Annotated in this window: 22 protein-coding genes; 16 read left to right on the plus strand and 6 right to left on the minus strand. The window is 69.4% G+C overall.

Annotated features, from left to right (window positions below):
* The first annotated feature begins 49 nt into the window (after positions 1-49).
* From HOV91_RS06085 to HOV91_RS06095, 3 genes are all read left to right on the plus strand, one after another.
* Positions 50-1273: an RtcB family protein gene (locus tag HOV91_RS06085; RefSeq protein WP_174184453.1), complete on the plus strand. Its 1224-nt coding sequence runs from the start codon at positions 50-52 to the stop codon at positions 1271-1273.
* Between the two features lie 247 nt (positions 1274-1520).
* Positions 1521-2378: an alpha/beta fold hydrolase gene (locus HOV91_RS06090; RefSeq protein WP_312884487.1), complete on the plus strand. Its 858-nt coding sequence runs from the start codon at positions 1521-1523 to the stop codon at positions 2376-2378.
* Between the two features lie 149 nt (positions 2379-2527).
* The gene (locus tag HOV91_RS06095; RefSeq protein ID WP_174184455.1) at positions 2528-4651 is read left to right on the plus strand and encodes a RecQ family ATP-dependent DNA helicase; all 2124 of its coding nucleotides are present in this window, start codon (positions 2528-2530) and stop codon (positions 4649-4651) included.
* Between the two features lie 60 nt (positions 4652-4711).
* Here the strand turns inward: HOV91_RS06095 and HOV91_RS06100 are convergent, their stop codons facing one another.
* From HOV91_RS06100 to HOV91_RS06110, 3 genes are all read right to left on the minus strand, one after another.
* Positions 4712-5959, minus strand: coding sequence for a lipase family protein (locus HOV91_RS06100; RefSeq protein ID WP_174184456.1), 1248 nt, complete (start codon positions 5957-5959; stop codon positions 4712-4714).
* A gap of 205 nt (positions 5960-6164) precedes the next feature.
* A complete protein-coding gene (locus HOV91_RS06105; RefSeq protein WP_043721637.1) occupies positions 6165-6473 on the minus strand; it encodes a hypothetical protein in 309 nt (102 codons plus the stop codon).
* Entirely contained in the window at positions 6470-6691 is a 222-nt protein-coding gene (locus tag HOV91_RS06110) for a hypothetical protein (RefSeq protein ID WP_312884488.1), read from the minus strand. Before HOV91_RS06110 ends, HOV91_RS06105 begins: the two co-directional genes overlap by 4 nt.
* A gap of 149 nt (positions 6692-6840) precedes the next feature.
* Here HOV91_RS06110 and ligD point away from each other — a divergent pair, with 149 nt between their 5' ends.
* Positions 6841-7818, plus strand: a complete 978-nt coding sequence (gene ligD, locus HOV91_RS06115; RefSeq protein ID WP_174184458.1) for a non-homologous end-joining DNA ligase — start codon at positions 6841-6843, stop codon at positions 7816-7818.
* 112 nt (positions 7819-7930) lie between these two features.
* Positions 7931-8881 carry a D-isomer specific 2-hydroxyacid dehydrogenase family protein gene (locus tag HOV91_RS06120; protein ID WP_174184459.1) on the plus strand — a complete coding sequence of 317 codons (951 nt, stop codon included), beginning with the start codon at positions 7931-7933 and terminating at the stop codon, positions 8879-8881.
* Between the two features lie 42 nt (positions 8882-8923).
* On the opposite strand, the gene HOV91_RS06125 is transcribed toward HOV91_RS06120, so the two are convergent.
* Complete coding sequence (locus HOV91_RS06125) at positions 8924-9505, minus strand: GrpB family protein (RefSeq protein ID WP_217439679.1); 582 nt, start codon at positions 9503-9505, stop codon at positions 8924-8926.
* A gap of 78 nt (positions 9506-9583) precedes the next feature.
* Here HOV91_RS06125 and HOV91_RS06130 point away from each other — a divergent pair, with 78 nt between their 5' ends.
* The 6 genes from HOV91_RS06130 to HOV91_RS06155 all read left to right on the plus strand — a co-directional run bounded on the left by HOV91_RS06130 (position 9584) and on the right by HOV91_RS06155 (position 15928).
* Positions 9584-10570 carry an alpha/beta hydrolase gene (locus tag HOV91_RS06130; protein WP_174184460.1) on the plus strand — a complete coding sequence of 329 codons (987 nt, stop codon included), beginning with the start codon at positions 9584-9586 and terminating at the stop codon, positions 10568-10570.
* 1 nt (position 10571) lies between these two features.
* Positions 10572-11474 carry an SDR family NAD(P)-dependent oxidoreductase gene (locus HOV91_RS06135; RefSeq protein WP_174184461.1) on the plus strand — a complete coding sequence of 301 codons (903 nt, stop codon included), beginning with the start codon at positions 10572-10574 and terminating at the stop codon, positions 11472-11474.
* 7 nt (positions 11475-11481) lie between these two features.
* The gene (locus tag HOV91_RS06140) at positions 11482-12402 is read left to right on the plus strand and encodes a ferritin-like domain-containing protein (protein WP_174184482.1); all 921 of its coding nucleotides are present in this window, start codon (positions 11482-11484) and stop codon (positions 12400-12402) included.
* Positions 12403-12413: 11 nt separating this feature from the next.
* A complete protein-coding gene (locus tag HOV91_RS06145; RefSeq protein WP_174184462.1) occupies positions 12414-13919 on the plus strand; it encodes a flavin-containing monooxygenase in 1506 nt (501 codons plus the stop codon).
* Positions 13920-14012: 93 nt separating this feature from the next.
* Positions 14013-14795, plus strand: coding sequence for a MerR family transcriptional regulator (locus HOV91_RS06150; protein ID WP_174184463.1), 783 nt, complete (start codon positions 14013-14015; stop codon positions 14793-14795).
* Between the two features lie 38 nt (positions 14796-14833).
* On the plus strand, positions 14834-15928 hold the full coding sequence (locus tag HOV91_RS06155) for a methyltransferase (RefSeq protein ID WP_174184464.1): 1095 nt from the start codon (positions 14834-14836) through the stop codon (positions 15926-15928).
* A 34-nt stretch (positions 15929-15962) separates the two neighbouring features.
* Here the strand turns inward: HOV91_RS06155 and HOV91_RS06160 are convergent, their stop codons facing one another.
* Positions 15963-16310 carry a hypothetical protein gene (locus HOV91_RS06160; RefSeq protein WP_174184465.1) on the minus strand — a complete coding sequence of 116 codons (348 nt, stop codon included), beginning with the start codon at positions 16308-16310 and terminating at the stop codon, positions 15963-15965.
* A gap of 271 nt (positions 16311-16581) precedes the next feature.
* Here HOV91_RS06160 and HOV91_RS06165 point away from each other — a divergent pair, with 271 nt between their 5' ends.
* The 3 genes from HOV91_RS06165 (at position 16582) to HOV91_RS39745 (ending at position 18250) form a co-directional block, all read left to right on the plus strand.
* Positions 16582-17286, plus strand: coding sequence for an ESX secretion-associated protein EspG (locus tag HOV91_RS06165; RefSeq protein ID WP_174184466.1), 705 nt, complete (start codon positions 16582-16584; stop codon positions 17284-17286).
* 92 nt (positions 17287-17378) lie between these two features.
* On the plus strand, positions 17379-17753 hold the full coding sequence (locus HOV91_RS06170; protein WP_174184467.1) for a hypothetical protein: 375 nt from the start codon (positions 17379-17381) through the stop codon (positions 17751-17753).
* The gene (locus HOV91_RS39745) at positions 17750-18250 is read left to right on the plus strand and encodes a hypothetical protein (RefSeq protein WP_246349871.1); all 501 of its coding nucleotides are present in this window, start codon (positions 17750-17752) and stop codon (positions 18248-18250) included. The genes HOV91_RS06170 and HOV91_RS39745 overlap by 4 nt, the downstream gene beginning before the upstream one ends.
* A gap of 9 nt (positions 18251-18259) precedes the next feature.
* Here the strand turns inward: HOV91_RS39745 and HOV91_RS06180 are convergent, their stop codons facing one another.
* Positions 18260-18952, minus strand: coding sequence for an NUDIX hydrolase (locus HOV91_RS06180; protein WP_174184468.1), 693 nt, complete (start codon positions 18950-18952; stop codon positions 18260-18262).
* Between the two features lie 184 nt (positions 18953-19136).
* Here HOV91_RS06180 and HOV91_RS06185 point away from each other — a divergent pair, with 184 nt between their 5' ends.
* Together HOV91_RS06185 and HOV91_RS06190 are read left to right on the plus strand one after the other, a co-directional pair.
* The gene (locus tag HOV91_RS06185) at positions 19137-20519 is read left to right on the plus strand and encodes a GlnX family signal transduction membrane protein (protein ID WP_174184469.1); all 1383 of its coding nucleotides are present in this window, start codon (positions 19137-19139) and stop codon (positions 20517-20519) included.
* Positions 20516-21448, plus strand: a 933-nt coding sequence (locus tag HOV91_RS06190; protein ID WP_174184470.1) for a glutamate ABC transporter substrate-binding protein, incomplete at its 3' end; no start/stop codon positions are given. The genes HOV91_RS06185 and HOV91_RS06190, both read left to right, overlap by 4 nt.

Genomic DNA, 21448 nt, shown 5'->3' on the forward strand with positions numbered 1-21448 from the left:
TCCCCGGTCCCTACCGTTGGAGATGAAAGCCGACGAAAGGATCGAGACCATGTTTCCCGTCGAGCTGCGCGGCACCAAGGCGCAGACGCTGATGTGGGCCCACGAGCACGAGGTCGAGCAGGCCGCGCTCCAGCAGCTGCGCAACATCGCCGCGCTGAAATGGGTCCACGGCGTCCGCGTGATGCCGGACGTGCACCTCGGCAAGGGGGCCACGGTCGGCTCGGTGATCGCGATGCGGGACGCGGTTGCGCCCGCCGCGGTCGGCGTGGACATCGGCTGCGGCATGGAGAGCGTGCGCACCGACCTCACCGCCGCCGATCTGCCCGACAACCTGCGTTCGCTGCGGACGCGGATCGAGGCGGCGGTACCGGTCGGCTTCCAGGCCCACCACGACGCCGTCGACGTCACCCGGCTCGGCGCCCAGGTCGCCGGGCTCGGCGCGAGCACCGCGACACTGCGCGCGGGCTGGGACCGCTTCTGGGGATCCTTCGGCGCGCTGGACGACCGGGTGCAGGCACGCGAGTCCAAGGCGCACAAGCAGATGGGCACCCTCGGCGGCGGCAACCACTTCATCGAGGTCTGCCTGGACCAGGACGACCACGTGTGGATTCTGCTGCACTCCGGCAGCCGCAACATCGGCAAGGAACTCGCCGAGCGGCACATCGCGATCGCGCGGAAGCTGCCGCACAACGTCGACCTGCCCGACCGCGACCTGGCGGTCTTCCTCGCAGGCACGCCGGAGATGGACGCCTACCGGCGTGACCTCACCTGGGCCCAGGAGTACGCGGCGCGCAACCGCGCGGTGATGCTCGCCCTGGTCTGCCGCGCGGTGAGCGCCGAATTCGCCGAGCGCGGCGTGCGTTTCGAGCAGCCGATCAGCTGCCACCACAATTATATGGCGGAGGAACTGATCGACGGCGTGCCTATGTTGGTCACCCGTAAGGGTGCTGTGCGGGCGGGCGCGGGTGATCTCGCGCTGATTCCCGGCTCGATGGGCACTCGCTCGTATGTGGTGCGCGGAAAAGGGAATCCGGCGTCGTTCCAGTCCGCTTCGCACGGCGCGGGGCGGCGGATGAGCCGCAACGCGGCCAAGCGGCAGTTCACCGTGGCCGATCTCATCGCGCAGACCGAGGGCGTCGAGTCGCGTAAGGACGCGGGCGTGGTGGACGAGATCCCGGCCGCGTACAAGGACATCGACTCGGTCATCGAGGCACAGCGGGACCTGGTCGACGTGGTCGCGACATTGCGCCAGGTGCTCTGCGTCAAGGGCTGAACGTCGCGTAACTGCGCGCCGGGCGAATTGTTCTCGCCCGGCGCGCAGTTCGCTCGCCGTGCAGTCCCCTCGGCGCCCACGTGAGTTCGCGGCCTGTAGGTGGTGGGGATCGACACGCTGCGGACCTCGGCATGGAGTGCCCGCCGCGAGGGCAACCTCCTCGATACCATCGGGTATGCCTTGGCGGACGTTCTTCGCACCTTCTCCGGAATCCGACCCGGCGGCAGGACCGCCGGAGATTCCCGGTGTGCGACGGTCGAAGGTGACCGCCCGTGGCGTGCGCTTCCACGTCACCGAGGCGGGTCCGGCGCACGGACGTCCGGTGCTCGCGCTGCACGGCTGGCCGGAGCATCACTACGCCTACCGGCACCTGCTCGCCGATCCACCAGACGGACTGCGGATCATCGCGCCCGACCTGCCCGGCTACGGCTGGTCGGGCCCCGCGCCGCACCGGTGGGCCAAGGACGACGTCGCCTCCGACCTGCTGGCGCTGCTGGACGCGCTCGGACTGGACCGCGTCCTGCTGATCGGCCACGACTGGGGCGGCTATATCGCCCACCTGCTCGTGCTGCGCGCGCCGGAGCGCTTCGACGCTCTGCTGGCGCTCAACATCGCCCACCCGTGGCAGACGCCGCGCGGTTTCCTCCCGCACGCGTGGCGGTTTCTGCTCTACCAACCCGCCGTCGCGGCTTTCGGCACCTACCTGCACCGGCATACCCGCTTCCTGGAGCAGCTCGTCTTCCCGCGCGCCGTCCGCGATCGCGCGGAATTCGGACCTGAGGTGGCTCGCACGTACGCGGACCGCTTCCGCGATCCCGTCTGCGCCCGCACGGCCACCGACACCTATCGCACCTTCCTGCTGCGCGAAGTGCCCCGGTCGGCCGGGCGCGGCGAACGGCGCCGGGCGACGGTCCCGATCCGCGCCCTGTTCGGCGTCCAGGACGCGGCGATCCATCCGTCGCTCGCGTCGGAGAAGACCGCCCGTGCCGACGACTACCGCCTGGAACTGGTCGATGACTGCGGCCACTTCATCAACGAAGAGCGACCTGACCTGGTGCGCGCCCGGCTGGTCGAGCTGGCGGCGGAGACCGCGCGACCCGCCTGACCACGCCGTCAGGCGAAACCCGCTTGGTGCGCACGGGGGACTCCGACTTCGATGACGTGGGCACCGCGCCCCGGAAGCGGCGAACGCGCTGCACCGCCCACGGTCGGGCGGGCCGCCACCTGTCGGAGTCGTCGGGCACGATGGAGCCCATGACCACGGCCACCGACGCGTCCTCGATCGACCTCACGGCCCCTGACGTGCGCGAGCATGCCGAACAGCTGTTGCGCGAACTGGCCGGGGCGGGCGCCGCGCTCCGAGAGGACCAGTGGACCGCCATCGAGGCGCTTGTCGTCCAGCGGCGCAGGGCGCTGGTCGTGCAGCGCACCGGCTGGGGCAAGTCGGCGGTGTACTTCATCGCCGCCAAGCTGCTGCGCGGGGCCGGGCGCGGGCCGACGGTGATCGTGTCGCCGCTGCTCGCGCTGATGCGCAACCAGGTGGCGGCGGCGCGGCGCGCGGGGGTGGTCGCCGCCACCATCAACTCGGGCAACGTCACCGAGTGGGACGAGATCCACGCACAGGTCGCGGCCGGCGCGGTCGATGTGCTGCTGGTCAGTCCGGAACGACTGAACAACCCGGACTTCCGGGATCAGGTGCTGCCCCGGCTCGCCGCCGACGCGGGGCTGGTGGTGATCGACGAAGCGCACTGCGTGTCGGACTGGGGCCACGACTTCCGGCCGGACTACCGGCGTATCCGTACGCTGATCGCCGACCTCGGCTCCGACGTCCCGGTGCTCGCGACCACCGCGACCGCCAACGACCGGGTGGTCACCGACGTCGCCACCCAGATCGGCACCGACACCTTGGTGCTGCGCGGCACGCTGGACCGCGAATCGCTGCACCTGTCGGTGGTGCGCTTCGACGACGCCGTGGAACGCACCGCCTGGCTCAGCGGCCAGCTGCATCGGCTGCCCGGCTCGGGCATCGTCTACACCCTCACCGTCGCCGCCGCGCACGACTTGGCCGACGTGCTCAACTCGCACGGCCACACCGTCGCCGCCTACACGGGCCAGACCGACCCCACCGAACGCGAGGCGTTGGAGGCGGCGCTGCTGAACAACGAGGTGAAGGCGCTCATCGCCACCTCCGCGCTCGGCATGGGATTCGACAAACCCGATCTCGGGTTCGTGGTGCACGTCGGCGCGCCTTCCTCGCCCATCGCCTACTACCAGCAGGTGGGGCGCGCCGGGCGCGGCACCGATCGTGCCGAGGTGATCCTGCTGCCCGGCCCGGAGGACGCCCGGATCTGGAGCTACTTCGCCTCGGTCGCCTTTCCGCGTGAGCACATCGTGCGTGCTGTGCTCGACGCGCTGGACTCCGAGCGCGCGCTGTCCACCGCGGCGTTGGAACCGCTGGTGGAACTGAACCGCTCCCGGCTGGAGATGGTGCTGAAGGTGCTCGACGTGGACGGCGCGGTACGCCGCGTCCGCGGCGGCTGGATCGCCACCGGCAGGCCCTGGACCTACGACACCGAGCGCTACGAGCGGCTGTCCATCGCCCGGGAGACCGAGCAGCAGGCCATGATCGACTACCAGTCGACCACCGGCTGCCGCATGGAGTTCCTGCGCCGCCAACTCGACGACCCGGGCCTGTCCACCGAACCCGCCGATTCGCCCGGCTGCGGCCGCTGCGACAACTGCACCGGCAGCCGCCCGGACCGCACCGTGGCCGCCGACGCGGTGGCCGCCACCAAGGCCCGGCTCGACCGTCCCGGCCTCGATCTCGCACCGCGCAAGCAGTGGCCCACCGGCATGGCCAAGCTCGGCATCCCGCTGTCCGGCAAGATCACCGGCGGCGCCGAGACCGGTCGCGTGCTCGGCAGGCTCACCGACCTCGGCTGGGGGCAGCGGCTGCGCGCACTGCTCGACGGCCCGGACGACCCGGTTCCGGACGCGGTCTTCGACGCCTGCATCGCCGTGCTGCGCGAATGGGACTGGGCGGCTCGCCCGACCTCGGTGCTCGCCCTGGAATCCCCGCGCTACCCAGTGCTCACCGCCACCCTCGCCGCCCGCCTCGCCGAGGTCGGCCGCCTGCACGACCTCGGCACCCTGCGCACCCGCCCCGACCGGCCGCCGGTCTCCGCGGCCAATTCCGCACACCGTGTCGCCGGCCTGTTCGACTCGTGGGAAGTCCCCGACCTCACCGACGTGCCGGGCCCGATCCTGCTGGTCGACACCCTCACCGACACCGGCTGGACCTTCACCGTCGCCGCCCACACACTCCGAGCGGCCGGAGCCGACGCCATCCTCCCCTTCGCCCTGGCCACGCCGACATAGCGACGACGTTCGGCGACCCACCCCCGCCACACCATGGTGGCGGGGGCCCGGGGCATCAGTTCATGCGGCGGTGGGGTCGAACTCGGCGGTCACGCGGTCCACGAATTTCCTGGCTTCGGGGCTGTTGTGGTCGGTGGGCAGCTCCACGGGCTGTCCGTTGATCGGGACGGTTACCGGCCGACGGTTCGCCGGTACCTTCCCGTCACCGTCACCATCGCCGCGCGGCACACCGGCCGTGGCCAGGATGCGGCCCATCACGGTGTCGGCGCCGACCGGCGGGAGGGCTACGACGCCCTGCGGCCACTGGACGCCTTTGATTTCGAAGAAATCATGGTAGCCGGCTATGTGCTGGTACCCGACCTGTTGGAAGTACAATTCGTCCGGCGTCGAGCCTTGCGTTTGATCGATTTCTTTGTTGAACGTGCCTTGGAACACGCCGCTGGTGGGGTCGAAGTGTGCGTATTGACCTGCTACGGACGCCTGCGACTCGAGCACTTCGAAAACAACCTCCATGCCATCGGGAGCAGGCCGGTTGTACTGGGAGTAGAGAGCCTTGGCGCCATCGATGTCGGACGGGTTCCACATATGCGGGACGATGTCGAGGTCGTTGGCGTAGCGCTGCACTCGTTGCAGGCGTTGGGTGGCGTAGGTGACGAATTCCTGATTGCAGAAACTCGGTCCGGCCGTCGAGAGCACGCTGATCCTGGCTTTCTCGGAATTGTCCCATAGCCACTGGGTGTCGCGTAGGAACAGGGCCAGCGTGGGCGATAGGGCACCACCGAGGCTGTGGCCGGTGACGGTCAGGTCGATCGCCTTGTCGCCGAGCGTGCTCAGGAACTCGGGCAAGGTGTGACCGGCACCGGGGCGAGGGCCGGAGGGCTCGAGATTTATGAGGGTTTTCACCCCGATGGCCGTGCCGATCGTGTGCAAGGCGGCGTTATTCGCGAACCACGGCGTCTGGAGAATGAAGGAGTCCTCGATGAGCCAGTCGAACACCAGTGCGTCGCTGCTGCCGGCCATGGCGATCACGTACCTGGAGCGATCCTCGATGCTTCGCACCATGTACAGGGCGTTGACCGCGTACAAGTCGGTGTCGAACAGCGCGACTCCCGGACCCCAGACGATCTCCCACCCTCCGATGACCTCCTGGTTGGTGTCGAGACACTGCTGGATCTTCTGAGAGAGCGTCCCTTCCAGGTCGCTGTCTTCTTTGCTGATGCTGTTGACCAGATTCGCGTACTCGCACAGCTGGTATGTGATCTTGTCTTGCAGAGTCGGCTCATTCATCGTCGTGGATCGTGCAGTCATGTACCGCTCCTTGTCGTATGAGTTTCATCCGAAACAGAGAGGAGAAAGCGGTGACGCCAATTCACACGCCGCGTCCGCATCGGGGACAGATCGTCCCGGACCGGTAGCTGCGGATACGAGTCTAATCGGAAATGGGAGAGTTGACTCTGGGACGAATATGTCGATGGTCAGGCGGGCTAGGGCGAGGGTGACGGTAGCCGAGTAATCAAAGACTGAGCGTCGCCCGCAAGCGTGCGTCGAGGGATTCCGTTTCCTCCTGGGTGAGCACGCCGAGGTGTTCGGTGAGCCAGGGGCGGTAGGCGCGGTGCAGTTTCAAGGTGTCGGCCCAGCCGTGCTCGGTGTGGGTGGCCAGCACGTGGCCGGGGTCGGCGTCGCGCAACGGGACGACCTGGAGCCAGCGATAACGTGAGGTGATCATCGCCGAGTCGGAGACGAGCACGACCCGCATGCGTCGCGGGAAAGGAGTGCCGTCACTGAGCGTCGGGGCGTAGCGCCAGACCTCTCCGCGTCTCATGCGGCGCTGCCCGCGTCGTCTTCGGCGACCTGGGTGAGCGTCACGTCGTCGTAGGCGGCGGCCAGCTCGGCCTCCTCGTCGATGGTCAGCGCGGTCAGGCTGTCGTGCACGAGCGTGCTGCGCAGCGCGGCGTTGATCACCGCCGACAGGCTGCGGTTCTGGCGATCGGCGGCTTCCCTGGCCCACTCGGCCACCTGGGGGTCCAGTGTGACGGTCACGCGCGTCGCCTTGCTCACATCCGTATGCATACCAGAGCGGTGCGACGACCGGAACCGGCTCGAGGCGCCCGCTGTGGGAATGCCTGATCATCGCCATGGGCGGCGCTTCGGACCGCCCCCGATCCGGCTACGCCTATTAAGGTCGATTCGTGGCAAGCAAATCCGCGGGGTCGGCGATCGAACTCGAGGTCGGTGACCACACGATCCGTATCTCCAATCCGGACCGGGTCTACTTCCCGGAAAGCGGCGCGACCAAGCTCGATCTGGTGCGGTACTACCTGAGCGTGGGCGACGGCATCGTCAACGCGTTGCGCGCCCGGCCGTGCATGCTGCACCGTTTTCCCAAAGGGCTCGCGGGCGACAAGGTGCATCAGAAGCGGCTTCCCGCGGGCGCACCGGACTGGATTCCTACAGTGCGGGTGTACTTTCCGCGTTACGGGAGGCACGCGGACGAGCTGTGCGTGGAGAAGCTCGCCGATGTCGTCTGGGCGGTGCAGATGTCGACGGTCGAGTTCCATCCGTGGAATTCCCGCGCCGCCGACACCGAGCGTCCCGACGAGTGGCGTATCGATCTCGACCCGATGCCGGATTGCCCGTGGTCGCGGGTGCAGCGCGTCGCGGGAGTGGTGCACGAGGTGCTCGACGAACTCGGCGCCGTCGGATGGCCGAAGACCTCCGGCGGCAGGGGCCTGCACGTGTACGTCCGGATCGCGCCGGAGCAGGGCTTCCAGGACGTGCGCCGGGCAGCACTGGCCTTCGCCCGTGAAGTCGAGCGCCGCGCACCTGACGACGTGACCACCACCTGGTGGCGCCGCGACCGCGATCCGAAACTGCTGTTCGTCGACTACAACCAGAACGCGCGCGACCACACCATCGCCGCCGCCTACTCCGTGCGCGGCGTCCCGTCCGCCACGGTCTCGACCCCGGTACGCTGGGACGAGATTCCCGACATCGATCCGCGCGATTTCACCATGTCCACCGTTCCCGCTCGCTTCGCCGAACTCGGCGATCTGCACGCGGGCATGGACGACGCGGTGTTCGATCTGGATCCGCTCCTGGAGTGGGCCGAGCGGGACAAAGTGGACGTGGAGCTCGACGAGGAGCACACCGATCGGCGCGAGGCCTAGCACCGCGCCGAACCGGCGCCCTGCGACCGGTCGTCGCACGCCCCGCGGTGCTACGGTCGCAATGTCCATCCTGCTCGCGACCACGTCCTACTGCTCCGAAGGAGGTCCGTCCATGAACCGACCGGCAGTAACGATCGCGATCGGCCCCACCGACCCGCCTCCCACGCTGGTGGAGAAGGCCGTCGTAGAGGCGGGCGCGGTGATCTCCGGCCTCGACGAGGCGCGGGGGCTGATCTGGGTCGGCGGCCCCGGCGAGTTCCCGGACGAATTGCCCGCCGGTGTGGAGTGGGTGCAGTTGCCGGCCGCCGGCGTCGAGGACTGGTTCACCGCGGGCGTCATCGCCCGGCATCCCGGCGTGCGGTTCACTTCGGCCGCAGGCGCTTTCGCGGCGAGCGTGGCCGAGCACGCGCTGATGCTGCTGCTCGCGGGCGTCCGGTACCTGCCCGAGCACCTGCGCGCGACGGACTGGCGGCAACAGGACTTCTTCCCGCACGTCGGCACGCTGCGCGGCAAGACGGTGACGATCGTCGGCGCGGGCGGCATCGGCCGCGCGCTGATCCCGATGCTGGTCCCGCTCGGCGCGCACATCATCGCGGTGAACCGCAGCGGGCGTCCGGTCTCCGGCCCGGGCATCCCGTCGTCCGTGGAGACGATCTCCGCCGACCATCTCGGCCGGGTCTGGCCGCACACCGATCACGTGGTGCTCGCCGCGCCCGCCACACCAGCCACCAGGCGGATCGTCGGCGCGGACGAGCTCGCGCGGCTCAAGCCGTCCTCGTGGATCGTCAACGTCGCGCGCGGCAGTCTCGTCGACACCGACGCGTTGGTGACGGCGCTGGCCTCCGGCGCGATCGGCGGCGCCGCGCTCGACGTCACCGACCCGGAGCCGCTCCCGGCGGGGCACCCGCTCTGGACGCTGCCCAACGCCATTGTCACACCGCATGATTCGAACCCGCCCCAGCTGCGGATCGCGGCCTTCGCCGATCACGTCGAGGCGAATGTCGAGCGGTTCCTCGAAGGCCGCGAACTACTGGCGCCGATCGATCCCGCGCAAGGGTACTGACCGGGACAGACGCGTGCGCCGACGTCCTGGGTCGTCGCGCCGTCAGCCGGGCAGGGCTCGGCCGAGGATCTCCTCGATGACCTCACTCTTGGCATTCGCGTAGTGCTGCACGTACTTCCATTCACGCCGGGCCAGTTCCCGTTTAGTCCGCTCGTAGTAGTTCCGGTCGTCTTCGTGCGTGCGCAACCAGTCGCGGAACGCCAGGATCCGCTCGATCTCCGGTGCGCCCGACTCCGGTGCGAACACGTGCAGGTTCACGCTGCGCCGCGCGCCGCTCTCCACCCGGCCGACCAGACAGCGATGCTGATACCAGTCCGGTTGCCGAACTCGCAGGGCGTATCCGGCGGCCTCGAGCGCCGGTAGATAGGCGGCTTCGTCGGCGGCGTCCGGAACGAGCAGCAGGATGTCGATCAACGGCTTCGCCGCGAGACCGCGAACCGACGTGGAGCCCGTGTGCTCGATCCGCAGGGCCAGATCGCCGAGCGCGGCGCGTATAGCGGCTTCTTCCTCGGCGTACCAGGTGGGCCACGCAGGGTTGTATTCCTCGACGACCACCTTCACCGCATAGGGCTGCAAGTCGCCGATCATCGACGCCGCGATCCCGTCGTCGTCCACCGTCGCCACAACTCACACTAACCGTCTTATTAGCCTTCTTAAAATGTGCCATTGACAACTGGCACATTCATGACTGATTCTGGACCCATGACAAGGTCAACGAGGACCTCGGTCCCCGGCGTTCCCGCCGCGCCCTCCACCCGCGCCACCGTGGCCGCGGCGGCCACCAGGCTCACGCTTCGTCCGCTCAACTGCGCGGTGCCGATGAACGCGCCGGGTGTCTGGTTCGCCCGCAAGCTCATCGCCACCTTGATGGCCGTCGGTGGTCCCGTTCCGCCCGGCACTTCCGTCACGCAGGTTCGCTCGGGTGCGGTGCGCGGCGAATGGGTGCGCGCGGCGGGCGTGCCGTTCGGGACGCGAGCCGTCTACTACATCCACGGCAGCGGCTATGTGATCTGCTCGGCCCGTACGCATCGCGCGCTCGCCGCTCGGCTTTCGGCGAAGACCGGGCTTCCGGTCTTCCTCACCGACTACCGCCTCGCGCCCGAACACCGGTTCCCCGCCGCGGCCGACGACGTCGAGGCGGGCTACCGCTGGCTGCTCGGCCGTGGCATCGCCGCGCACGACCTCGTGATCGCGTGCGATTCCGCGGGCGGGCACCTCGCGCTGGACCTGCTCGTCGAGAACGGCCGGCAGCGGCGGCCCCAGCCCGCGGCGGTCGCGATGTTCTCCCCGCTGCTCGACCTGACCCTCGGCTTGGCCGCCGAGCAGGAACGCATCCGGACCGATCCGCTGATCTCCGCCGCCGCGGCGAGCAGGCTGCCCGCGTCCTACACCAGCGGGCACCCGGCCGACGCGCCGCGCCTGCGACTGGAGGTTCCGCACGGCCTGTCCCTGCCGCCGATCCTGGTGCAGGTGGGCGGCACCGAGATGCTCGGCGCCGACGCGCGGGCGCTGTGCGAGATGGTCCGGCGCGCGGGCGGCAGCTGCGAACTCGAGGTCTGGCCGGGGCAACTGCACGTCTTCCAGGCCCTTCCCCTGGTGGTGCCCGAGGCCGACCAGGCCCTCGCCCGCGCCGCCGACTTCCTGCGCGCGGCGCTGGTCGCTACCTCCGGCACGGAAAAGGTGAGTTGAGATGTTCGGATTGGACAAGCTGGTGGCCCTGGGCCGGGCCAAACGCACGCACGGCGCACGAGCCGTGGTCACCGGCGCGGGCAGCGGCATCGGCCGGGCGTTCGCGCTGGAGATCGCGGCCCGTGGCGGCCGGGTGATCTGCGCCGACATCGATGAGGCGCGCGCCGACGAGACGGTGGCCCTCATCGAACGCGCCCACCCCGGCGCCGCGCACGCTTTCCGCTGCGACGTCGCACGGCGCGAAGACGTGGAGCTGCTGGCCCGGTTCGCCGAGACGCTGTTCGAGCGCCCGGTCAGCCTGGTGATCAACAACGCGGGCGTCGGCATCGGCGGAAAGCCGGTGGGCCGCATCGGCTTCGACGACTGGCAGTGGGCGCTCGGCATCAACCTGTGGGGCGTGGTGCACGGCTGCGAGGTCTTCGCCCCGCGCCTGCGCGCCGCCGGGCACGGCGGCATCATCAACGTCGCCTCGGCCGCCGGATTCGCCGCCGCCCCTTCGATGGCCGCCTACAACGTGTCCAAGGCGGGCGTGCTGTCGCTGTCGGAGACCATGGCCGCCGAGCTGAGCGGCTCCGGCGTCGCGGTCACCGTGCTGTGCCCCACGTTCGTCCGCACGAACGTCGCCCGGGACGGCCGGATCACCAGGGAGTCGGCGCAGCTGGCCGATTTCCTCATGCGCTGGACCGGTTTCTCCCCCGAGCGCGTCGCGCGCACGGCGCTGGACGCGCACGACCGCGGCCGGCTCTATGTGCTCCCCCAACTGGACGCGCACGCCGTCTGGCTGCTCAAGCGGTACTTCCCCGCGCAGTACACCTTCGTCCTCGGCCTCCTGGATCGGCTGCTGCCACAGGAGGACTCGACCACCGCCGACCGCACGTCGGTCACCGACAAGACAGGAGTCTGACATGGCCATCGCGATGGACTTCGACGACATGCTCCGCAAGATCAAGGACCGCCAGTGGGCGCTGGCCGACATCGACTGGGACGCGCCGGGCGCCGAGACGATCACGCCCGAACTGCACGCCAAGCTCAAGCCGTTCATGGCCGACCTGATGTGGATCGAGAACGTCGGCGCGCGCGGCTTCGCGGCGATGGCCAAGAAGGCGCCGACCGAGACGCTGCGCGAGATCTACCGGTATTTCCACGCCGAGGAGCAGAAGCACGCGAACGCCGAACTGGCGCTGATGCGCCGCTGGGGCATGCTCGACGGTGACGAGATCCCGCAGCCGAACGTGAACGTCAAGCTGGTGATCGACTTCCTGGACAAGTACTCCGACGACATGTCGCTGTCGTTCCTCGGCACCGTGATCCCGATGCTGGAGGTCGCGCTGGACGGCGCGCTGATCAAGTTCATCATGGACGAGATCGAGGACCCGGTCTGCCAGGAGGCGTTCAAGAAGATCAACTCCGACGAATCCCGGCACCTGGCCGTCGATTTCGCCGTGATGGACCTGCTCGGGCACGCCGAGATGCGCAAGTTGCTCATCGACCTGGTCGGCGGCTGGGCCAAGCCCTCGCTGATCATCGGCGTGCTGAGCTACGTGCCGCTGCTGAACAAGATGCGCGACAACATCGTCGCGATGGGCGTCGACGAGGAGAAGCTCTACGGGGCGCTCAAGCGCTACGCGAATGTCGGCGAGCGCAGCGAGTTCGCCCGCAGGCTCCCGATGTACCAGATCGTGAAGACGCACGGTGGCTGGGTGATCGATCGCGGCCACCCCTACCACGTGGTGGCCGACGCGCTGGTGAAGATCACCGGTCTGCTGCCGAAGGCGCTGCTGCGCGGCAACCCGACCTGGTCCAAGGAACTGACCTACGAGCCCGCGGCATGACAGGGAACCCGATGAGCACGCACACCTTGGACGTCGCCGTCATCGGCGGCGGGTTCGCCGGAATCGGCACGGCCATCCGGCTGAAACAGCGCGGGATTCACGATTTCGCGATCTTCGAGCGCGGCGACGCGGTCGGCGGCACTTGGCGCGACAACACCTATCCGGGTGCGGCGTGCGATATTCCGTCCCGGCTGTACTCCTACAGTTTCGCGCCGAACCCGAACTGGTCGCGCACCTACTCCGGGAGCAACGAGATCCTCGGCTACATCGAGGCGATGACCGCGGAATTCCGGCTCGGTCCGCATCTTCGGTTCGGGCACAATGTCACCGGCATCGTGTTCGACGAGCAGGCCGGGGTCTGGGAGATCTCGATCGAGGGCCACGCGGACCCGATACTCGCCCGCACCGTCGTGCTGGCGTCCGGACCGCTGGCCAACGCCAGCCTCCCGGACATCCGCGGCATCGAGACCTATCAGGGCCACAAGATCCACAGCGCCCGCTGGGATCACGACTACGACTTCACCGGTAAGCGTGTCGCGGTCGTCGGCACGGGAGCCAGCGCGGTCCAGATAATTCCGGAACTGGTCGACAAGGCCGCCTCGGTGAAGGTGTTCCAGCGCACGCCCGGCTGGGTGCTGCCGCGCGTCAACCGGCAGACCAACGGCCTGACCAAGGAGCTCTACCGCCGGGTGCCCGCCGCCGAGCAGCTGGCCCGGCGCGCGTGGTTCTACGGACACGAGTCGGTGGCGCTTGGCGTGGTCTGGAACACGCCGCTGACCAGGGTGGTCGAGCTGGTCGGCAAAGCGCAGCTGCGCAGACAAGTCAAGGATCCCTGGCTGCGCCGCCAGCTCACCCCGGACTTCCGGGCCGGCTGCAAACGCCTGCTGATGACCGACGACTACTACCCCGCCCTGCAGCGGGACAATTGCAAGCTGATCACCTGGCCGATCGCCCGGATCTCCGAGCACGGCATCCGCACCGCGGAAGGCATCGAGCACCAGGCGGACTGCATCGTCTTCGCTACCGGATTCGACGTCTCCAAGGCCGGGACGCCCATTCCGGTGGTCGGACGCGACGGCCGGGTCCTCGCGGAGGAATGGTCGCGTGGGGCCTACGCCTACAAGAGCGTCGCGGTCTCCGGCTATCCCAACCTGTATCTCACGTTCGGACCCAATTCCGGGCCGGGGCACAACTCGGCGCTGGTCTACATGGAAGCCCAGATCGACTATCTGGTCGGCGCGATCGGCATCATCCTGGACCGGGGGCTGCGAATGCTGGACGTGCGGCAGGATCGGCAGGACCGCTACAACGCCGCCATCCAGCGCAGGCTGTCGGCCACCACCTGGAACTCGGGCTGCCGCAGCTGGTACCTCACCGAGGACGGCTTCAACGCCACCATGTATCCGGGGTTCGCCACCCAGTACGTCCACCAGCTGCGCACAGTGGAGCTGGACGACTACCTGGTGGTCGAATCGACCGCCGACCAGCGGCGACCACGGGTCGCACCGGTTTGCTAGGTGCCGTGGAGCCGGCGGTGCGGACGATAGACTCGGTCCGCAGGGATTCAGCAGTGCGCCGCCGGTCCATCGGCGCCGTGGTCAGCGAGGGAGGTGAGGTCGACGCCGGAGTACCGGATCGATGACCTCGCGCGCGCCGCGGGCACCACCACCCGCAATGTGCGCGCCTACCAGGAACGGGGTCTGCTGCCGCCCCCGGTCGGCAAGGACGGCCGGGCCAGCATCTACGACGACGCGCACCTGGAGCGGCTGCGTTTGATCGACGCGCTGCTGCAACGCGGCTTCACCACCGCGCACATCGCCGACTTCATCACCAGCTGGGAGACCGGCAAGGACCTGACCGAGGTGCTCGGCCTGCAACACGCCGTCACCGCGTCCTGGGCCAAGGACGAGACCTTCGAGGTGCCCCGCGAGCTGATCGGCACCATCCTCGGCGCCGAGGCCGACGAACTGGTCGACCGGCTGCGCGAGATGAAGCTGGTCCGGCTGGAAGGCGACACGGTGGTGTTCACCGACACCCAGCTGCTCACCTCGTTCGCCGAACTGCACGAGTACGGCCTGGAACTGCGCACGCTCGTGGAGATCTACGCCAAGGTGGCCGACCGGATCGATGACATCACCCACATCATGATCACGGCCGCCAAACAGCACATCATCGACGAGCACGGCCCGGGCTGGATGCCCGACACCAGCAGCGAGATCGCCGACACCACAACGATGCTCAACAAGATGCGCGAGCTGGCCGTGGCCTCGGTCCACGCCACGCTCGCCCGCTCGCTGGATGTCACGCTGCGCCGCGAACTCGGCGACTACCTCGCCACGGCGGCCGAGCGAGAGAAACAGCGCAGCGAATCCGGTCGCGACGTACCCTCCTAGACAAGCGCAGAGTGCCGACCTTCGACGGATGGAGTGCCGTGGCGTCCGACCGACCGAGAATCCCTCCGCTGCCGCTGGTACGGACCGTCGAATCGGTGCGCGCCGCGCTGGCCGTCGCGTTCCGCAAGCTGGTGCCGGGACACGTCGCGCTGATGGAGCTGATCGCCGCGGGCTGGATCACCCAGGCCATCCATGCCGCCGCGGCGCTCGGGGTAGCCGACGAACTCGCGGCGGGCCCGCGGTCGGGCGCGGAGCTCGCGGCGGCCGTCGGCGCCGACGAGGACGCATTGCGACGGTTGCTGCGGCTGCTGATCAGTCATGGCATCTTCACCCAGCGGCGGGACGGACGCTACGCGCTGACGCCGATGGCGCGTGCCCTGCGCCGTGACGCGGAGGTGTCGTTGCGCGACGCGGTGCTGTTCTTCGGTTCGCCCGGCCATCGCAACCACTGGTCGCACCTGGTCGAGGCCGTGCGCACCGGCGAGCCCGTCGGCGAGAAGCTGGACGGGATGCCGTTCTTCGAATACGTCCAGCACGACCGCGAATTGGGCGACCTGTTCGATCGCGCGATGACCAGCATCAGCACCCTGGCGATGGAGCCGCTGTTCGCCGCCTACGATTTCGGCCGCTACGAGACCTTGGTCGACGTCGGCGGCGGCGAGGGGACGCTGCTCACCGAAATCCTGCGCCGTGCGCCACGATCGCGGGGCATCCTGTTCGACCTGCCCGAGGTGGTGGCCGCGGCGCCCGCCCGGCTGGCCGAGCTGGGCCTCGCCGAACGCTGCGCGGTACGCAGCGGTTCGTTCTTCGACAGCGTCCCCGAAGGCGGCGACGCCTACATCCTCAAGCACATCCTGCACGACTGGGCCGAACCGGACGCGGCGCGAATCCTGCGCACGCTGCGCGCGGCCATGGCCCCCGACGCCCGGTTGCTGATCATCGAACTGGTCGTCCCCGAGCACACCGCGCCGCACCCCAGCAAATTCATCGACCTGGAGATGCTGGTCAACGCGGGCGGCCGGGAACGGACCGAGGCCGAGTACCGCGAGTTCCTCGCCCGCCACGGCTTCACGCTGACCCGGTGCGTGCCGACGGCCTCTCCGGACAACCTGCTGGAGGCCCGGCCCAGTTGACCGCGGCGGAACACGGCCCTGTGCAGCCGTTCCGTCAGGCCGCCGGGACGACGAACGCGAGAGTGGCGATCCCCACTGCGCCGTCGGCCATGCATGTGACGCGCATCGGCTTGCCGACCGGCGTCTCCTTCGACTCGAAGCCGCTGTAGTAGCCCAGCACCGGCCCGGACCGCACCGACGGCAGGACCAAGCCGAAGCACTCGGCCTCCAGCACCGACGCGCCCTCGCCGCTGTGGCACAGAGCGGCCGCATCGGTGACGCCGCGGTCGACGTAGCAGCCGGTCGGTTCGGCGGCGGCGGGCGCCGCCGCGGCCCAGACGAGGCCGCCCCCGAAGAACAGCAAACCGATTCCCGCGCCCACGCGCCGCGTCCTGGTGTGCACCGCAATCCTCCTCGGCAGATCTCGGCCGTACTGTTGCCGTGCGGGGGCTCGCACTTCGCCCCCTGTGCGTCCCCGAACCCTTTCAAATATTTCAGCAGAATCGAAGGGGTCGGTCGAGCGCGACACCATCACGAAATCACTGTTTTCCAGGCTGGATACCGGTAGCACCGGACAACGTTGTGCGGCGGGCGCGTGGGAGATCTGCGGTCCCGGCGCCGGAACCGCTAGGCTACGAGCAGCATCGGCGGGTTCGTGAGGATGTGATGCGGCCGTGGAATGGACCTTCACTCCGGACGAGTTCGCCCACATCTGGCGCGAAACGGACCTGGATCGCCATCCCTACCCCCTGCGCATCCTGGAGACGCCCCGCACCGAGGACGAGGCGGAGAAGTTGCGCATCGCCCTCGCCGAGCGGCTGCCGCTGAGTTCCGACCCCGACCTCTCGGCCTGCCTGCGCATTCTGGCCAAGCCGCACACCAGGATCGTGGCGATCGGGGGCGCGCATCAGCCGGGCAGCGAACTGCGACTGCTGGCCGCCGCCATCTACGACCGCGCCGTGCTCGCGGTGCAGGAGCCCGGCGCGAGCCCGGATTTCGGTGGGCGCGTGCGTATCTCGATCGGGCACAGCGCCAAGCTCGGCCGCCGGATCGCGGCGCTGCTGCCGAAGACCCCCGCGGGGCGCGAACCCGCCCGGGTCGCCTCCGGTGACGCGGTCCGCGACCAGGAGACCGTGCCCGCGCGCCAACAGGCGGCGCCGCGGATCCGCAAGCTGCTGCTCGAGCCGCATACCGCCGAGGGACACATCAGAATCGAACCGCGGCTGGATCGTCCTACCCCTCCCCCGCCGATCCACTACACCTGGATCGACGTGCGGAACGACGGACGATACCTGATCAAAGCGGGCGAGGAAGTGCGCATCGCCCCCGCGTCCACTGAGCAGATCGCCATCCAATTGCAAAAGCGCATCCCGATTTAGCGCGTTTCGCAGCCATTGCCGCGGACTATTGCTGCCCCGGCGCTCGGCTTCCGGTTAGTCTTGGGCGGACCGACCGATCTCAGGGGTGAGCGATGACGATCGAGACCAGCCGAGCCGATATCGCGCGATTCAAGGAGGCCGCGCGGGCCGGGAGCGTCCAGTTCGATCCGGCGGCGGCGCGGCAGTGCGCCGACATGTACGAGCGTCAGGCCGATCGGCTGATCCACTTGCAGCAACGCCTCGAATCCGCCGCGGAGCTAGATGGTTTCGGTGGGTTCGTCTCCGCGCAGCAGTTGCAGGCCGGTTTCGGTCACAAGGCGCGCGACGCGGCGGCGCTGCTCGACCACTACATCGAAGCGGCCTACCGCATGAAGGAAGCGTTCTTGATCAGCGGAGGACTGTTCGAGGAGGCCGACGCCGCCGGCGCGGCGGCCCTGCGCGCGGTGCGGACGAGGTTGCCCCGATGACCGGCTCCGATCCCACCTACATCAACTCGATGGAGCATTTCGAGTCCCTGCGGCACGAGGAGATATACGCGAAGGCGCAGCAGATCGACGCCGCGCAGGTGCTGCGCGCGTCGACGACCTGGCTCGAGGTGGCCGGGGCGCTCACCACGTCGTTCCCGCTCACCCGCGGCGGAGTCGATCGCGTGATGGACTCGGCCGAGTGGAAGGGCGCCGCCGCCGACGCCGCCCAGGCGTCCGCCCGCAGTTTCGCCGCGTCCGCCGACGAACTGGCCGCCGTGCTCGGACAGGTGGGTGCCCGCCTCGGCGGGGTCGCCGCGGCCGCGGAGGCGGTGAAACTCGCAGTGGTGCCGCCCGGCGCTTCCGGGCCGGTCGGCGCGATCGCGCAACTGCTGGAGGCCGGGGCCGAGCGGGTCGTGGTGGTGCGCGCGATCACCGAGGCGCGCGATCCGGAAGCCGCGGCACGCGAGCTGAAGACGGCGCTGCTGGCGAACGCGTGAACGCCGCGGTCAGGAAAGCAGCTGCCCGCGGGTGAACGAGAGCGCGGTCTCCACCGCCGTGTTCCCGTTCGACGCCGGCTCCGGCGCGTGCGTGCCCGGCTCGTCGACGATCCTGGCGTAATCGCCCGGCCCGGCCGGATCCGAATGCAGCCAGACGAAACCGAGGTCGGCGAGGTCGAGCGTGCGCGGCAGCGCGGCGGCCACCGCGCGGTCGTCGCCGATCTCGGCGAGCAGCACCCGGGCGGGCGCGGCGCGCAGAGCCGGCCAGGACGCGGCAAAGCCGGGGTGCAGCGGACGGGCCGCCACCTCGTCCTCGGGAACCCAGGCCAACTCGGTGCTCTCGCGATTGCCGGTGGTCGGGAGAGTCATCGCCGCGTCGGCGACCACGGTCGTGTAGGTCCAGCCGCTCGGGGCCGAGGCCGTCACCCGCTCGCCGCGCACCCGGACGTCGGCGGGATCGATGCCCGTCTCCTCCCATGCCTCGCGGACCGCCGCGTGCACGGGCGTCTCGTGGCTGTCGCGCGCCCCGCCGGGCAGCGCCCAGGTGCCGCCCTGATGACTCCAGGGCGCGCGGTGCTGCAGCAGCACCGCCGAACGGCCGCCGCCGAGCGGAGCGCGCAGGAGAAGTCCGGCGGCGCCGAAGCGACCCCAGTGCCGCAATCCGTCGGGGCCACGCGACCAACCGTCACCGTCACCACGCATCTCGTACCCATCCTCGTCCTGCTACGACAGTGCCCCACCCCGTTTCCTCCCAACCGGGGGTGTTTCACACGCCGCGGCGCCCGTACGACCACAATAAACTCCGCACCAACACGCACGGGTCGATCGGATTCTCGGTCCAGCCGTCGAGAAATCCGCGCAGGCGGCCCAAACTGGGGAGGTGGACATGGCTAGCTCCGAGCCGACGACGGCCGAACTCCGGCCGTCGTCCGCGCCCGAGCCCGCCGGTCGGGACATTCCGGGCGGGCTGAGCGTCGCGGTGGTGCGCGAACGACTCGACCTGGCCAACCTGCGTTCGTTCGCCAATTCCTCACCGGGGCGCCTGATCGCGCTCGGCCTGCTGCTCATCGGCCTGTGCCTGGCGGCGGGTTCGATGACCGCGGCGACGGTGGGCGACCGGCAGCAGGGCCTGGACGTGCTGCTCTACGACACCGAGCCGGACGCGCACTCGGCGCACCGGCTCTACACCTCGCTGTCGATCGCCGACGCCGCCGCCAGCACCGCCTTCATCGCGGGCGGCCTGGAACCGCAGGCGGTGCGCGACCGCTACACCCAAGCCATGGGCGAGGCGGCCGCGGAGTTGGTGACCCAATCCGACCGTGCCGTCGGGCCGAACGGGGCGATGGATTCGGATGCCCGGCTTCGCACCGGCATAGTTACCGGCTTGCCGGTGTACTCGGGTCTGGTGGAAACCGCACGAACGAACAATCGCAGCGGATATCCGGTCGGGGCCGCGTATTTGAGTGAGGCGTCCAACCAGATGCAGACGACGCTCCTACCGATGGCCGAGGAATTACACAACCATCGCTCGGCGGCGGTGACCGCCGCGCAGCGCAACCACGTGCGCCCGCCGTGGTCGGCGATCGGCCTGCTGATCCTCACCCTCGGCGTGCTGGTCTGGGCGCAGCGGGATCTGGCGCGCCGCTGGCGGCGCGTGCTCAATCCGGGCCTGCTGCTCGCCTCGGCGGCCATGCTGATCCTGCTGGCGTGGACGGTGATCGCGGGCTCGGTGTCGGCGACGTCGATGATCAGCGCCCGCGACGACGGCGCGGTGCCCGCCTCCCGGCTGACCGAGAGCCGCATCCTGGCGCAGCAGGCGCGCGCCGCGGAAACACTGAAACTGGTGCGCCGGGACGCCACCGGCGACTACGACCGCACCTACGACGCGGACATCGAGCGGCTGGCCGATCTGCTCGGCAACTACCCCGCTTCCGCGCCTGCGGCGGGTGAGGTGCGCAACGCCGTTCCGGCGCTGGCGCGCTGGCGGGTGGCGCATCAGCGCATGAACGACGCGCTGGCCAAGGGTGATTTCAACAGCGCGGCCGTGGTGGCGACCGGACCCGGCGCCGCGGACGCCACCGTGCAGGTGGAGGCGCTGGACCGTTCGCTCGAGCAAGGTATCACCGCGACCAGGGACACCCTGCGCGACAGGATCTCCCAAGCGGCGCGCGTGCTGGACTTCCTGGGCGCCGGAGCGATGGTGCTCGGCATTCTGGCGGCATGCTATGTCGGACTCGGCATGTGGCCCCGGCTTCGGGAGTACCGATGAGATCCGCACGCGGGATTCTGGCCGTCTTCGTCGTGGCCGCACTGGCGAGCGGCTGTACGGGCGATGCAGGCGCGCCCGCGCCCAGCAAGAGTCCCGTCTACACCGATCCGCCGCTGCCCGCCAAAGCCGTTCCGGTATTCACCGATTCTCCCGTTCCGCCGCCTCCGGGCACGCCGCGATGTGGAGACCCGACCGCCAGCCTGCGCCCGACGGGATCGGGGAGCGCCGCGCGCGGCCCGACGATCGACGCGATCCGGGCGCGTGGCCGGCTGCTGGTCGGCCTGGACACCGGCAGCAATCTGTTCAGCTACCGCGACCCGGTCTCCGGTGCCATCGTCGGCTTCGACGCCGACATCGCCAGGGAGGTGGCCCGCGACCTGCTCGGCAGCCCGGACCTGATCGAGTTCCGCAGCCTGGGCTCCGCCGAGCGCGAGACGGCGTTGCAGAATCGCACCGTCGACCTGGTCGCCAAGACCATGACGATCAACTGCGAGCGCCGCGAGAAGGTCGCCTTCTCCACCGTCTATCTGCACGCGAACCAGCGCGTGCTCGCGGTGAAGAACTCCGGGATCCGCGGTCTGGCCGATCTCGCAGGCCGACGGGTCTGCATCGTTTCCGGCACCACGTCGCTGGAGCACATCCGCCGCCATCAGCCCGCCGCGACCATCCTCACCGTACCCAGCTGGGCCGACTGCCTGGTCGTGCTGCAGCAGCGCCAGGTGGACGCGGTCAGCACCGACGACGCCGTCCTCGCCGGCCTGGCCGCGCAGGACCCGTACACCGAATTGGTCGGCGGCAGCATCAGCGAGGAGCCGTACGGCATCGGCATCCCCAAGGGCAACGACGATCTCGTCCGTTTCGTCAACGGCACGCTCGAACGCATCCGCAACGACGGCACGTGGGTCGGTCTATACCAGAAATACCTACCG

The organism is Nocardia barduliensis, assembly GCF_013315795.1.
GTDB classification, from domain to species: domain Bacteria; phylum Actinomycetota; class Actinomycetes; order Mycobacteriales; family Mycobacteriaceae; genus Nocardia; species Nocardia barduliensis.

Bases quoted from the DNA above. Each gene is read 5' to 3' on its own strand.
- HOV91_RS06085 (WP_174184453.1), top strand. From the start codon at position 50: ATGTTTCCCGTCGAGCTGCGCGGCACCAAGGCGCAGACGCTGATGTGG.
- HOV91_RS06095 (WP_174184455.1), top strand. From the start codon at position 2,528: ATGACCACGGCCACCGACGCGTCCTCGATCGACCTCACGGCCCCTGAC.
- HOV91_RS06100 (WP_174184456.1), bottom strand. From the start codon at position 5,959: ATGACTGCACGATCCACGACGATGAATGAGCCGACTCTGCAAGACAAG.
- HOV91_RS06105 (WP_043721637.1), bottom strand. From the start codon at position 6,473: ATGAGACGCGGAGAGGTCTGGCGCTACGCCCCGACGCTCAGTGACGGC.
- HOV91_RS06120 (WP_174184459.1), top strand. From the start codon at position 7,931: ATGAACCGACCGGCAGTAACGATCGCGATCGGCCCCACCGACCCGCCT.
- HOV91_RS06130 (WP_174184460.1), top strand. From the start codon at position 9,584: ATGACAAGGTCAACGAGGACCTCGGTCCCCGGCGTTCCCGCCGCGCCC.
- HOV91_RS06135 (WP_174184461.1), top strand. From the start codon at position 10,572: ATGTTCGGATTGGACAAGCTGGTGGCCCTGGGCCGGGCCAAACGCACG.
- HOV91_RS06145 (WP_174184462.1), top strand. From the start codon at position 12,414: ATGAGCACGCACACCTTGGACGTCGCCGTCATCGGCGGCGGGTTCGCC.
- HOV91_RS06170 (WP_174184467.1), top strand. From the start codon at position 17,379: ATGACGATCGAGACCAGCCGAGCCGATATCGCGCGATTCAAGGAGGCC.
- HOV91_RS39745 (WP_246349871.1), top strand. From the start codon at position 17,750: ATGACCGGCTCCGATCCCACCTACATCAACTCGATGGAGCATTTCGAG.
- HOV91_RS06180 (WP_174184468.1), bottom strand. From the start codon at position 18,952: ATGCGTGGTGACGGTGACGGTTGGTCGCGTGGCCCCGACGGATTGCGG.
- HOV91_RS06185 (WP_174184469.1), top strand. From the start codon at position 19,137: ATGGCTAGCTCCGAGCCGACGACGGCCGAACTCCGGCCGTCGTCCGCG.